This window comes from Stenotrophomonas sp. YJH_SMC_36 (genome assembly GCF_059369935.1).
The window spans coordinates 18,203-31,940 of record NZ_JCAFTD010000011.1 but is presented as its reverse complement, the minus strand read 5'-3'; the positions used below and the strand labels follow the sequence as shown (position 1 = coordinate 31,940).

Sequence of the window (13,738 nt, the reverse complement as noted above, 5' to 3'; positions counted from 1 at the left end):
CGCGCTCCGTTCAGTCCCAGCTTTCTTCAAGCGGCCACACTTCGTCACCGATATCGGCAGCGCTGCGCCGCCCCGCCGCGAAGTCCTGCAGGCGAAGCCGCCATGCGGGATCCTCGCCAAGATCGACGCCGGCCAGCAGCGCCCAGGTCGACACCATCACCAGCCGTCGGCTGTCCTCGATGCCGACGTCCGCGGCCGTGGCCACCACCCGTCGGAAGAAGGTATACCAGCGCGCACGGGGAAGCCGCGCCAGCAGCTCCGGATCGGAGAGCTGGAAGTGATCGATCAGCGTGTAGGGGTAGCTGGCATCGATCAGGGCGTGCCGCTGCGCCGCCTCCAGCACCCAGGGAGGATCGTGCGGATCCTGCACGCTGTCCTGCAATTCCAGGTGCGCCCATTTCAGATCGTGGCGCAGGTACCACCAGCGCTCTCCCAGCGCCAGGAAGGCCCGGCACTGCGCCGCGTCCAGCACCTGCACCCACCATGGCAGCACCCGCGCGTCGAAGAAGCGGGCCAGGAACAGCTTGCCGTTCGGGTAGCTGGCGTCCAGCCGTCTCTGCAGCCGCTGCTGCAGCTCTTCCGCAGGCAATGCCGTGTCGATCAGGCTGAGCAGGCCCGGAGAACGCGCGTACGACGCCGCACGCTGCAGGAAACCGTCAAGCTCCAGGCCACGCGGCAGGCGCGCGAGGAACACGCTGGCGTCATCCGTGCCATCGGCCAGCAGGCCGTCAAACAGGGGCAGCGGCGCCCAGGGCAGCGCGCGCAGCAGTTGCAGGGGCTGCTCGCACTGCGCGCCATCAAGCAGAACGTAACGCTGGGTGCCCTCATCCAGCGGCGGTGGCGAGAACGGTGGGAACTGCCAGTCGTTGGCCACGCTCAGCCTCCCTTCGGTGTCAGCGGGGCTGCACGCTGTGCGGCCAGCAGCAGGCATTCCTTGCAGACCGACTGCGGGAAGACCGGCAACGGGTAACGGCCGCGATCGCCGGGCAGGAACGACTTGCGTCCGGCGTGCACGGCGATCCTCCCGGGTGCGTTGAACACGATGTTGCCGCCGCTGAGGGTGATGCTGGCCCCGCCTGCGGTGGCCACCTGCACCGTCCGGCCCGCAGCCACCTCCACGGCACCCTGTGCGCTCGTGCCCCGCAGCGACTGCCGCGACTGCACGCGCACCTCGTCCTGTTGCGCCTTGACGTCCAGCACCTGTTCGCCGCTGGCCAGGGTCAGCGCCGGCTCGCCCGGATCAGCCCCCTCCAGTGTTGCGGCCAGTACGCCGATGGCCTGCCGTCCATGCCAGCGCGCCTGCCCCATCACCACGGCCTCGCCGTGCTGGCCGCTGCCCAGTGCCAGTGTCTCGCCCGGCGCCCAAAGCAGCCCCTGTCCGGCCACCATCAGCGCACCATCAGGTGCAGCCAGGCCCAGCAGGGCATCGCCGGTATGCGGAACGCGGCCCTCGCCGGCATCACCGCTGCGTTCCGGCGCCGACCCGGCCGCTTCCTGCAACGCGTTACCGGGCACCGTGCTGCGTACGCTGGCCAACAGCACCGGCAGCGGTGACTGCGAACCGTCCAAACGCGAGCGCTGCGGCGATTGCACGCCGACATGCGCGGCCGGCCGCGCTGTCAGATGCGTACCCGCCGCCGCCGCATGGCTGCGGGCCAGCGTGGCCAGCTGCTGCAGCAGCGCAGCAGGCTGTGCCGCCGCACCTGCCGGTTCGGCGCTGCGGCGGGCATAGGCAGTCAACCAGAGCCCGCCTTGTCCGCGCACGCTGCCCCAGGCGTCGCTGCGCAACTCGAATCCACTGCCGCGGAAGCTGCCTCGATGGTTGTCCGCCTGATGGCGCAGATGTCCCAGCGTCAATGCCGAAGCCTGCTGGCTGCTGGCCAGCTGGGCCCGCAGCTGCTGGTCGCTGTCGTCGAACAGCAGACGGTTCCAGCCGGCCCCCTGCCACTCCCGTGATTGCACGCCCCACAGCGCACCGGCGTTGCGGTGTGCCTGCTCTCCGGTCGCCGCCGCGTGCCACGCAGGCGCCTGGCCGCCCCCGAGGTTGGCCTGCGCACTGCCGGTGCCATCCCTCGCCTGTGCGTACATGGACGTATCGGCCTCCGCGCTGGCGCCCGCCGGGGTCGGCGCGACGCCGCCTTCGCCGCGCCCGTTGTACAGCGCGCCCAGCACCAGCGGCCGGTCGATGTCGCCCTCGAGGAAGCCCACCAGGACTTCCTGGCCGATACGGGGCAGGAACTGGCTGCCCACGCCCGGCCCCGCATAGCGCTGCGCGACGCGCAGCCACGCGCTGTCCGTGCTGCCCTCTTCCTGCTGGAAGTGGAACCGCACGCGGATCCGTCCCAGTGCATCGGCGTGCAGCTCGGCGCCATCGGCGCCCTGCGCAGCCACCACGACCGCTGTCTGGTAACCGGGCGCCAGCGGCCGCGGATTGCGTCGCGCACCCGTGCCGTCCCATAGCGTCGGACGCCAACGCCGGTCGCGGGGCAGAGCGACGAATGTCTGTGCGTAGCCCTGCGTCTGGGCAGCCACCTGCAGCGTGTCCGCGGTGGCGGCGGCATCGTCCATCGTTGCCAGCGCCTGGCGCAGATCCACCGGCAGGTTGTTGACCCCGGCGTGCTCGACGTCCACCAGCAACAGTTCGGTCGGCACCGACCCCGGCGTTCCGCTCAATGACCAGACCTGGCCGGCATCAGCGCTGCGCACACTGCCACGGCCGTGCCATTGCAGTGCCTGCGCTTCCAGTGCCTCGGCGACCAGACGAGCGTGGTGCTGCAGCTCGGCCGCGTCGGCAAAGGCATGCGCGCCAACCGGGTCATAGTCCTCGCGCCGCGCCTGCCCGCCGCCCTGCACCGGCAACTGGCCGGCCAGCGAGCGCGCACTGCGGTAGTCGCTGCTGTGCAGCTGCACGTGCGTGCTATGCAGCCGCCGTTGCAGGCCAAGCTGCTGCACGCCATCACTCTGCTCGGTGCCATCGGCGCGATGGAAGCGGATCCCTCCCGCCGACTGCGACGCAGCGGCTTCCGGCAGTAGGGTCGAATCGGCGAACAGCAGCACGCCGTGGCCCGCCGTCGCCTCCCCGGTATCCTGCACGCACCAGCCCAGCCCTTCTTCGGCCAGCAAACGCTGCACGAAGGCCAGGTCGGTCTCGCGGTACTGCACGCAATAGCTGCGCGGCCGGGATGCGGCCAGCATCCCGTCGACCTCATCGCTCCAGCGCCAATGCGCATGTTGCGGGTGCATCTGGAACACCGCGTCCACGATCTCGCGCACGCTCTGTTCCTGGAACACCCGGCTGCAGCGGGCCTGGTCGAGCCACCACGTCCAGTCGCGCAGGGTCACGCGGTAGCGCGCCAGCCCACCGTCCGACTGCAGGCACTCGGCCGCGGCGATCACACCATGGCGTAGCCAATCCTCGCCATTGGCCTGCCGCACATGCAGGCAGGCGGGTTGCCCCGGCCACTCAGCGAGCGGCAATGCAGCATCCATCGCGAGCAGATCGATCTGCAGCTGCCTGCCCTGCGACAGCGCATCATGTCCACGCCAGCGGTCGACGACGACCTCGGGCGTGCCTGGCAGATCCAACCGGTACAGGCGGCTTCCAGCGTCGAGGCCCGCTGCCTGCACCATGAGGTTGCGAATCGCTTCCATGGCGTTCCCACCGTTGCTGCCAACCGGCGACCGGATGGCACGTCCTTCCCCTGTAGGCCGACGTTAGCAGATGGAAAAGCGCGGCGCACGCCCGCGCCATCACACCAGATTAACTTTACGGATCAATAGGTTCCGTAGGAGACTTCCACCACCACCGGCTTGCCCCCGTCCTGCAGTGGCTGCAGGGTGAACCGGTCCAGTGCGCTGCTGTCGTCGCCCAGCTGCGTGCTGCGGAACTGCAGGCGATAGGAAGATGCACCGGCCTGCACGCTGCCGTCGGGCATCAACCGTGCGTCGGCCGGCAGCAGCAATCCTCCAAGATCGCTGTAGGCCTCCGGCGCTTCGTTGAAGCCATAGTCCACCAGCTCGTCCGTGCGACGCATTTCGTACACCCGGGTCGGCCACGGGCGCTGGCCGCTGTGGCTGTTGCGCAGATCGGCCACCCATTGTTCCGGCAGCTGGTAGACCTTGCGCAGTGCGCCATCATCGAGCTCGGCACTGGCCACCTGCAGGCAGCAGACCAGCCGCTTGCTCTCCCGGTCATAGATGCTGAAGCGTGCATCGCGTGCGACCGCCACCGGCAGCAGGGCGAACGGCACGTCACGCAGCGCCGGTTCGGCGCCATCACGCGAATCGAGGTTGCGCCAGCCACCGAAAACGGGTTCGGCTGCCAGCGCCGGCGGTGCCACCAGGCACAGTGCCACCGCAAGTCCACCGGTCACGCGGCCGATCCAGTTCTGCATGTCGTTCATCCGTCGATGGCCGGCGGCCAATCAGTTGCGTGAGGATGCCATGAAGGTGAGGCGTCCGCCACGTCGGGCAGCCCGGCTCGTTCAGCCGGGCCCGGCGATCGCGGGGGAACGCGGCCGCTACTGCATGTACTGCGTGGTGTGGCCGGTGAATCTGACACCATCGAATCCGAAGCAGAAGCGGCCCTCTTCGAATGCCCGGTATACGAGCAGTGCGCCGCTCACGCAGAACGTGTCGCTCTCAACGGATGTCTCCACTGTGCCATAGGTACGCGCGCCATCCTTGCCCACCAACGGGCCCGAGAACGCATCGATGGGCAACGGATACACGGTGCCGTCGCGGCTGTCGATCAGCACGATGGAGCGCTGGAAGTACTCCTTGCGCTCATCCAGCTGGGTCAGGATGTAATGCCGGTTGAAGTTCGGCACCTGGGTAAGGATGGCCTGGTCGATCTGCGCGCGATGCTGCGCGTCACAGAAGTCCACCGGGCTGTATTCGTACGCGCAGCCGGAGTGTGGATAGCTCATCACAACGCCTGCGTAGGGCGCGTTGTGGGGCGTCGATGCCGGTCCTTGGCTGGCCGCGGCCGAACCTCTCGATGGATCCGGCTTGCCGGCGCACGCGGCAATCAAGACAAGCAGGATCAGCAGCAGCACTTGCTGGAAACCGCAGCAGCTGTCCGAAGTCCTGTTGCGCCGCACGCAGTCCTCCATCAGGTTCGACATGCACATCCCGCAGTAGCCCCAGGTCCGCATGTGTTCCGTACATGCCTGCGCGTCGATTCAATGGCGGCGACTAACAGGTTCCGAAGGGCACTTCGACCTTCAATGCCGCACCGCCCTTGGCCGGTTTCAAGGTGTAGGTATGAACGCCACCGTCACCATCGGCCAGCGAGGTCTCACGGCGCTGGACCGTATAACGCTCGCCGTCGATCTCCAGGGTGTCGGCCGTCACCGCCCGCGCGTCGGGTGGCAGCAGCAGACCACCAGCCGCTTCACGTTCTTCCTTGAAGGTGTAGCTGCTCAACGCACCCTGCACCTTCAGCAGCTGCACATGCGGGCGATAGGGTGCGGCATCGAGATTCCAGCCATTGGTCAGATCGGTGATCCACGGCCCCGGAATGTCAAAGCGATCCTGGAGCTCACTTTCGCCCACCTCGGCACCGTCCACCGACAGGCAACACACCACCTTGCCCGCCTTGGCGTCGTAGGCGGCCCATCGACTTCCCGCTGCTGCAGCGTGCGGCAGCATGGAGAAATGGTACTGTCGCTCCAGATCGCTGTCGGAGACTCTGCGCCAGCCGCCCACTTCGGGAGGCTGTGCATGGCAGGCCGTTGCCATCAACCCAGCCACGACCAGCATGCTGATTCGGCCAACCGTCGTGGCTGCACACGCGCCACCAGGCCGCGTGCACCAATCGATATCGTTACGGCGCCACCAGCGCTGCGCGCGGAAAAGCCGGCCCCATTGAAATCCGTTCACTGTGCTTCGGACGCCATGTATGCAGTCTGGTGTCCGGTAAAGCGAACACCGTCGAATCCGAAGCAGAAACGCCCGTCGTTGATCGAACGGTAGGCCAGTATCGCTCCGACCAGGCAGAACTGCTGCGCATCCACGGATGTTTCCACCTTCCCATATGTGGTGGGCTCTCCTTTGCTGGACAAAGGGCCGGACAATGCGTCGATCGGCAACGGATACACCACCCCGCTCCGGGCGTTGATGACTACGACGGAGCGCTGGAAGTACTCAGGCCATTCCTCCAGCTCCGCCACGATGTAGTGCCCGTTGAAGTTCGGCCGCTGCTCGGCGATCACCTTGTCGATCTGGGCACGATGACGATCATCACAGAAGTTGAGCGGACTGCTCAGGAAAGCGCACCCGGAATGAGGGGAGAGCATCTTGACGCCAGCATATCGTGCGTTGCCTGCTGTAGATGCGGGCGCTTCCTTGGTCGAGGTGGCCGCCCCAGTCGGCGGCACAACTGCGGCTGGGTTCTCCGATGAATTCGGCTTCCCCGTGCAAGCGGCGGCCGAAAGAAGAAGGCCGAGCAACAGCACAGGCTGTAGTCCCCGCCAGGCGCTGGTGTCTATCTTCATCATTTTTTGCTTTCCAGGATTTCGACAAGCAGCGCGCGAACCGCCGGCGTGGACTCCACGTTGGCCTTGTTCGCCAGCGATTGATGGTAGGACATGGTGCCGTCCGATATCACTCCCGAGGCGATCTTGCGGCCCTTGGGCGCTGCGATCGATGCCCATTCCTGGGCCGCCGCCATCTGGGCATCATCCACGGTGCCCTTGCCTTCGATCACCAGGCGCCCCAGTGCGCCATCACCTGCCTTGTACAGCAGGTACTCGCGGAACACCCGCTCCTGTAGTTCCGCATCGTACTTCTCGCTACCGGTGAGGCCCAGCTTGGCCTTGGCGGCCTTAAGGGTTCCAAAGATGGTCTGGTATTTTCCGGTTGCGAACATCCGGTTGCGGTTGGTACCGTCCAAAGGCTCGGTTGCCAGGATTTCGTCGATGGTCTTCCCGGTCACTGTACCGGCCGGAGGATTGCGGAAACTGAAACCGACCCTGCCCTCGGGAACATTCTTGGTGCCCGAATTATACGAATCGTATCCGCCTTCGCCATGCGCGATCAGGTCACCGAGGCGCCGCACCAGGTCACCGTCGATGATCTTCGTCCCCAAGCCCATGAAATTGGAGATCATGGCCAGCGGATGGAAATGAAACACGTCCAGGCTCGCAGGGAAATCCTTCACCCCCTGCACGGCTTCCCACCATTGCAGCTTGCGGATCCGCACCTTCTCGCCCGCCCATTCGTTGCCTTGCGCTCGCATCATCATGGAATCAAGTTCGTCCCATTTCTGCATGCCGCCGCCCCACTCGCTCTCGTAGCGAGCAATCAACCTTTGCAGGTAGCGGGCCAGCAGTGGATTCTGCTGCGCGTGTTTCAACTCTGCCGGGCTCAGATCGCCATCGTTGTTGACGTCAATCAACTGATAGATCTTGCGATGAAGCGAGCTGCCACGGACGCGATCGGCCCGCATCTTGTGCTCCGCCTTCTCCTCGGGCCGCGACTTGGCCATCTGGAAAACCTTCCAGGCCATCAGATCCAGTGGTGTCAGCTGACCTTCTTCCACGTGCTCGAAGCACGGCCACGCCCACGGGGATTCCCAACGTGTCAGTGGATGGTCCTTCTGGCAAACCCATCCTTGCACCTGATCCGTGGCCACCCACCACCAGCGATTACCCTTATCGTCAATCGCGACGGACTCTTTCCCAAGCGCGTCCAACTCGACGCGTGCCATCACGCGCGGCAGCTTTCCAGCAGGCGTCGTCTGGTTGCTCAGCTGCAGTGGATACCGGGTCCACGCCGGCAAGTCAGCATCGAGAGGCTTACCAGCTGCAACAGTGGAAACCCGCGCTGCTTCTGCCCAGAACACGTCGTCGAGCTCGGTGAGCACTTCACGGTCCGGCCACTTCCCCCCCACCTTCTCCGACTGCGTCCGTTCACCTGTGTTGCTGACGTACCATCCGGTGAACATGCGGCCATCGGCGTAGCGCTTGGTTTTCTCATTGTACTTTCCAAGCGCCTTTCTCGGCGCCTGCTCGGCCACGGACTTGTGCAACTTTACCCAGGCCCCCTTTGGACTGTCGGCAGCGACCGCCACGATCGAACCTGCAGCCAGGACGGTGTCGCTGGCGATGGGCGTGACCAGCTTGACGCCGACGTCAAGCACCAGCATGTTGCGCTCGTTCTCGGGCCGCGTGGCCGCATACGCACGGCTGCGCCCGATGAAACCGGGCACATCACCGCCGCTGAACACCTCCAGATGCAGCATGCTGCGCATACCCGGCGAAGGCGATGCGCGCGCCACACCAAAGGTCTGGTATTCGCCGATCTGGCCGATGATGTCGCCAGCCTTCACCGGGAACGGCTTGTCCAGCACCACCACCTGATCCACCGGATCGGGCTTGTCAAACACCGCTTCCATGCGCGACAGATAAACCCAACCCGTTTCTGCTCCAGGCTTGACCTGCCCATCGACAGCTTCAGCGGCAATGATCTCGCCTTCCAGCAGCTCACCGATGTGGCCCCATACGCCCTTGCCCACTGCCTTGGTTTCAGTGAAGCGCACGCGAGCGCCCTGCGCCAGCATACCCAGCAGCTTTCCATTCGGTTCGGACCGGATGTTCAGACCCTTGCGCCCCTTGATGGCGGGTGCCACTGGTGCGCTCGCCGCCGTCGCGCTGGCAGCTGCAGGGGCCGTCGTTGCAGCCGTGGCCCCCTGTGTCGGTAAGCTGCCGTACGGCACCCGCTGTGGCGTCGCATGCTCCGCAGCCGCCTCCAGCCCGAAACCACGCTGCCCGATGCCGGCCTGGTCACCTACCGGCGCCTGGCCCCAGTCACCGCCCAGCGGCGACTGGCCCAGGCCAAAGCCGCGGTCGACGGAAAACGGAGAGCGCGGCAACGCGAACGGATCGGCCGCCGGCGCTTCCTGCGGAGGCGGCGGGGGCGGCGGCACCTTCTGCGTGTCTTCGGCGGCAGAGGCGGTTACCCGGTAGGTGCTGTCGCCCTTCCAGTACTTCGCACGCGGAATCTTGTCATCCTGCCGATAGCCACGCCAATCCATCAGGTGCATGTAGAGACTGAACAGCACCAGGGTTTCAGGCTTGCTTTCCGTCCGCTCCGGCGTGGCGGCGACCTTGGGCACGTCGGTTTTTATGCCCTTCTTCTTGTCCTTGGCCGCCTCGGCGGCCGCCGCCTTCTGCGCCTCCTTGGCGTCCGCAGCCGCCTTCTTGTCCTCGGTCTGCATCTTCACCGCGATCGCCGAGCGCATCTGCGCGGTGCGGGTCTGCTCCTCAAGGTCAGCCGCCTCGCTTTCAGGCTGGCAGGCTTTCAGCTGGGTGCTTTCAGGCAGCACCAGGGTGTGCCGCACCAGTGTGAAGCCGGTGGAGTACAGCGCCTTGAGCTGGTTTTCGCGGAACTGAACCGCCGGATAGGTCGAATCAAGCTTGTAGGCCACCACCTCGCCATCCGCGATGCAGCGCACGCCACTCTTCTCGCCCAGCTGTGTCGGGCCCTGCGCCAGCTCGTTCGCGGTCCCATCGCCGAAGTGGATGCCGCCATGCCAGAGGCTGTTGCCGCCGACCGGATAGAACCCGTCTTCCGCACCGCGCATGGCATGCATGTACGCCGCCACGCTGCTCGCCGGCTCGCCATCCTTCAGCAGGAATGGGTACCCGAACGCGCCGGACACGGCCTCTCCGTCCGGGAAATCGAAGGTCGCCGGATCCACCGTCTTGTGCAGCACCAGCTTCCCGGACTCGGCGAACGGATGCACCTCGAAATGCAGGTGATTGCCCGAACTCACCCCGCCCGTCATCCCGACCGGCCCGAGCGGATCGCCCTTCTTGACCTTGTCCTTGACCTTCAGCGGCGACGCAGCCGACATGTGTGCATACATCGTATGCACCACCTGCCCACGGATCATGTGCTCGACGGCGATCGTGTTGCCGTAGCCGTTCATCCATCCGGTATAGATCACATGCCCGTCTGCTGCAGCGGGAATGGGGGTACCTGCCGGTGCGGCCCAGTCCTGCCCTTCGTGGCGCTTCACCGTACCCTGTGTCGGGTGCTTGCGGGCCTTCGACCAGTCACTGCTTACGCGAAATGGCGGGCCTGGGTTGTACGTCGGCATCGTGCTTTTCTCTATCCTTGATCAAGCCCAATCGGGCGTGCACATCAACTGCGACTTCTGCGTGTTGTCACCCTGGGGGCCCAGCTTCGGCCTTTCGCCGCGTTGGCTGCGCTCATCATCGGGAAAATCCGACCCCAACGACTTGCGCGCGCGCGCGCGCGCCTGCTCCAGCGGCAGGTCGATCAGGACGCCGATCGGGGTGGGCGCGGTTCCCAGATGGGCAACTACCCTGTCGACCGGCAAGCCATGGAAATCCGCCTTGACACAGAAGTACGCCATCCCGAACTCCTCATCGCGTTCGCAGGGTTCGGGCGCGTGCCGGGCCAGGTAAGGGTTGGCGGGCCGACCTGATTCAGCGCTGAGGTACCAACCCTTCGGCTGGCAATCAAGCAACCCGTCGAAGAGCGTTTCGGTGCTGTCCGGGTCACCCGGCAGAGGCGCCTCACCCTCTGCGGCATGTGCATCGGCCGCGATCTGCGCCTCGACCGCGGCCTGCGCCGAACGCGTGGCGTCCTCCTGCGCGTCCCCTTGCGGTGCCCCGTTTCCGCAGGCCACCAGTGGCAGCAACAACGTAGCCAGCAGCAGTTCGGGCAACGCGACGGGCAGGTGACGGTTGACCGGCTTGCGTGGCTTGCTCTGATTCATGGTTCGGTGCCTTTTCGAAGAGTTCCAGCAGTGATATCGGGGCATGCCTTCCATCACCCCGAGAATCCGGTCAGTCTCCAGCTGGATGTGTCGCTCTGGCTCCAGTTCGGCAGCTCGGTCTTGAACTGGGCCGGGCCCAGGAACGACTTGGTCCCTGCATGGACGGTGATGACACCCGGGCACGCGAACGTGATGTTGCCGCCCTCAAGGGTAATGATGGCACCTCCGCTGGTGGCGATGTGCACAACCTTCCCCGCCTCGACTTCAACCACGCCCTGCGCGCTGCTGGCGCGCAGCGATTGCCGGGCCTGCACATGGATGGCATCGGCCTGCGCCTGCACGTCCACCATGCCGTTGCCTGCCACTGCAACCAGCGTGGTACTCGCTGCACCCGCGCCAGAACTGGCCGCGGCCAGCATGCCCAGCGCCTGCGATGCATGAAGCCGCGCCTGCCCCATCACGGCCAGATCGCTGTGGCTGCCACTGGACAGCAGCACGCCCTCACCACTGGACCACTGCAGCGATTGTCCAGCAACGTGCACCACGCCGTCGGGAGCGGCCACGCCCAGCAAGGGATCCCCGCTGTGCGGCACGCGTTTGTCACCGGGCGAAGCGTTGCGCTTGCGGGCCTGCTCGGTTGCCGGATCGAAGCCTTCCCCGGTCAAGGTGGTGCGCACGCTCTTGAGGATGCCAGGCAGCGGCGACTGGTCGCTCACCAGGACCGACCGCTGCTTCGCCCCCGCCCCCTCCTGCATCGCCAACGGGCTGGTCAGGTGCGTACGCGCGGCCTGGGTGAAGCGCTCGCCCAGCGTCTGCAGCTGCGCAAGCAGCGCGGAAGGCTGCACCGCCTCACCCGCAGGCGCGGTCGGATGGCGGCCATAGGCCGAGAACCAGGCACCGGCCGTGGCGCGCACCGCGCCCCACGCGTCGCTGCGCAGTTCAAAACCGGTGCCACGCAGGCTGCCGACATAATTGTCTGCCTGGTGACGCAGGTGCCCCAGGGTCAGTTGTGACACCTGCTGGCTGCTGGCCAGCTGCGCGCGCAGTTGCTGGTTCGAGTCATCGAACAGCAGATGGTTGGCGCCCTGCCCGCCTTCCCACTCGCGCGAGCGGATACCCCACAGCGCACCGCCCTGCCGATGCGCCTGGTCCCCCATGCCGGCAGCATGCCAGGCCGGCGCCTGGCCGCCACTGAGGTTGGCCTGCGCGCTGCCGCGCATGTCTGCAGCCTGGCCATACAGCGACACGTCGCTCTGGCCGCTTCCGCCGGCTGGCGTCGGTGCCACGCCCGCCTCGCCACGTCCGTTGTACAGGGTGCCCAGCACCAGTGGCCGATCGATATCGCCGTCGAGGAAGCCCACCAGCACTTCCTGGCCGATGCGCGGCAGGAACTGGCTGCCCACGCCGGGTCCGGCATAGCGCTGTGCCACGCGCAACCATGCGCTGTCGTTGGCTCCGCCGCCCTCGCCTTCCTGGAAGTGGAAACGCACGCGCACGCGGCCATGGCTGTCTGCGTGCAGGTCCTTGCTGGCGCCTCCGTCGCCGGCAACCACGACAGCGGTCTGGTAACCCGGCACGGTCGGGCGCGGATTCAGCCGTGCGCCACTACCGTCCTGCAGCAGCGGGCGCCACGGCAGGGTGCGATCCACCGCGCCGAAACGGTTGCCATACCCGGTTGCTTCGGCCTGCTGCCAGAGCGCAGCGTCGGCCGGATCGATCGGCGCCACGCCCAGCGCGTCATCGAGGCTTCGTCGCAGATCGGTAGGGAGATTGTTGATGCCGGCATGTTCGACGGCCACCAGCAGCAGCTCAGGCGGTGTCGCACCGGGGGCCTGCTGCAGCCGCAGCCATTGTCCGGACTGGAAGCCGCGAACCGTACCCGACCCCTGCCAACCACGGCTGTGGGATTCGCGCGCCTGCGCCTGCAGGCGGGCCTGGCGCGCACCGGCGGTACTGTCGCTGAAGGCGTAGGCACCTACCGCATCGTAGTCTTCGCGCGACGATTGGCCACCTCCGCCCTCCATCGGCGACTGTGCCACCAGTGCGCGTACCTGGCGGTAATCATCGCTCTGCAGGCTGATCGAGGTACTGGCCAGGCGCCGACGCAGGCCGATGGCCTGCACGCTGTCACTGGATTCGGTGGCGTCACTGCGATGGAACCGCACGCCTGCAGCCGCGCTGGTGGCATCTTCCGGCAGCGCGACGCTGTCGGCGAAGATCTCCATGCCATTGCCGCATGGCGCTTCCTCATCGGCGTACAGACGCCAGCCCAGGCCTTCTTCGGCGAGCACGCGCTGCAGGAAATCCAGGTCACTCTCGCGGTACTGCACGCAGTAGCTGCGCACGCGCTGGCCAAGGAAGGCGTCGACGCCCTCGGCCCAGCGCCAGCGAGCGATGCCAGCGTGCCCTGCCAGTACGGCATCGACGATCGCACGCACGCTCTGTTCCTGGAACACGCGGCTGTGCCGCGCATGCTGCAGCCACCACGTCCACGACACCAGCTGCAGCCGGTAGCGCACCAGGCCACCGTCGCCGCCCAGGCAGGAAGCGTCCGCAATCAGGCCGCTGCGCTGCCATTGACCACCATCGGCCATCTGCGCGACCAGTGTCGCACGCGTGCCCGGCAGGGCGTCCAGCGCGATATCAGCGCGCGTGGCGAGTACATCGACATCGGTCCAGGCATGTTGGCCGAGCGCATCACCGCCACGCCACCGCTCCACCGTGCACCCTTCCAGTGCATCGGACCGCAGTCGATACAGGCGTTGCGCGTCACCGAGCCCGGCAACCTGGGTCATCACGTAGTTCAGCTGATCCATGCCAATTCCAGTGTGAAGACGCCTGCACCTACCCGGCGGCGTCGGATTCCAGCCATCAAATCTACCAGATTGCGGTGTTCGTCAAAATCACGACGCCTCGACCGCCGCAGAAGTGCGTTGTTCGTCACATAACTGACGGCATTCCGTATTCAGGCATGCCTGGACGGACCAA

General features: G+C 66.3%; 9 protein-coding genes. All 9 read right to left on the bottom strand.

Features of this window, described 5'->3' with window-relative positions; genetic code table 11:
• Positions 1-10 precede the first annotated feature (10 nt).
• The 9 genes from AC5P76_RS18240 to AC5P76_RS18200 all read right to left on the bottom strand — a co-directional run bounded on the left by AC5P76_RS18240 (position 11) and on the right by AC5P76_RS18200 (position 13,566).
• Positions 11-874: a DUF4123 domain-containing protein gene (locus AC5P76_RS18240; protein WP_253118592.1), complete on the bottom strand. Its 864-nt coding sequence runs from the start codon at positions 872-874 to the stop codon at positions 11-13.
• A gap of 2 nt (positions 875-876) precedes the next feature.
• Positions 877-3,651, bottom strand: coding sequence for a type VI secretion system Vgr family protein (locus AC5P76_RS18235; protein ID WP_253118593.1), 2,775 nt, complete (start codon positions 3,649-3,651; stop codon positions 877-879).
• 122 nt (positions 3,652-3,773) lie between these two features.
• Positions 3,774-4,394 carry a decarboxylase gene (locus AC5P76_RS18230; protein ID WP_074900238.1) on the bottom strand — a complete coding sequence of 207 codons (621 nt, stop codon included), beginning with the start codon at positions 4,392-4,394 and terminating at the stop codon, positions 3,774-3,776.
• 126 nt (positions 4,395-4,520) lie between these two features.
• Positions 4,521-4,928: a hypothetical protein gene (locus AC5P76_RS18225; RefSeq protein ID WP_317233191.1), complete on the bottom strand. Its 408-nt coding sequence runs from the start codon at positions 4,926-4,928 to the stop codon at positions 4,521-4,523.
• Between the two features lie 268 nt (positions 4,929-5,196).
• Entirely contained in the window at positions 5,197-5,754 is a 558-nt protein-coding gene (locus AC5P76_RS18220) for a hypothetical protein (protein ID WP_495222802.1), read from the bottom strand.
• A gap of 125 nt (positions 5,755-5,879) precedes the next feature.
• The gene (locus AC5P76_RS18215; RefSeq protein ID WP_253118595.1) at positions 5,880-6,497 is read right to left on the bottom strand and encodes a hypothetical protein; all 618 of its coding nucleotides are present in this window, start codon (positions 6,495-6,497) and stop codon (positions 5,880-5,882) included.
• The gene (locus AC5P76_RS18210) at positions 6,497-10,105 is read right to left on the bottom strand and encodes a M23 family metallopeptidase (RefSeq protein ID WP_253118596.1); all 3,609 of its coding nucleotides are present in this window, start codon (positions 10,103-10,105) and stop codon (positions 6,497-6,499) included. Before AC5P76_RS18210 ends, AC5P76_RS18215 begins: the two co-directional genes overlap by 1 nt.
• A gap of 21 nt (positions 10,106-10,126) precedes the next feature.
• On the bottom strand, positions 10,127-10,750 hold the full coding sequence (locus AC5P76_RS18205; protein ID WP_253161715.1) for a hypothetical protein: 624 nt from the start codon (positions 10,748-10,750) through the stop codon (positions 10,127-10,129).
• 53 nt (positions 10,751-10,803) lie between these two features.
• Complete coding sequence (locus AC5P76_RS18200) at positions 10,804-13,566, bottom strand: type VI secretion system Vgr family protein (protein WP_253118598.1); 2,763 nt, start codon at positions 13,564-13,566, stop codon at positions 10,804-10,806.
• Positions 13,567-13,738 lie beyond the last annotated feature (172 nt).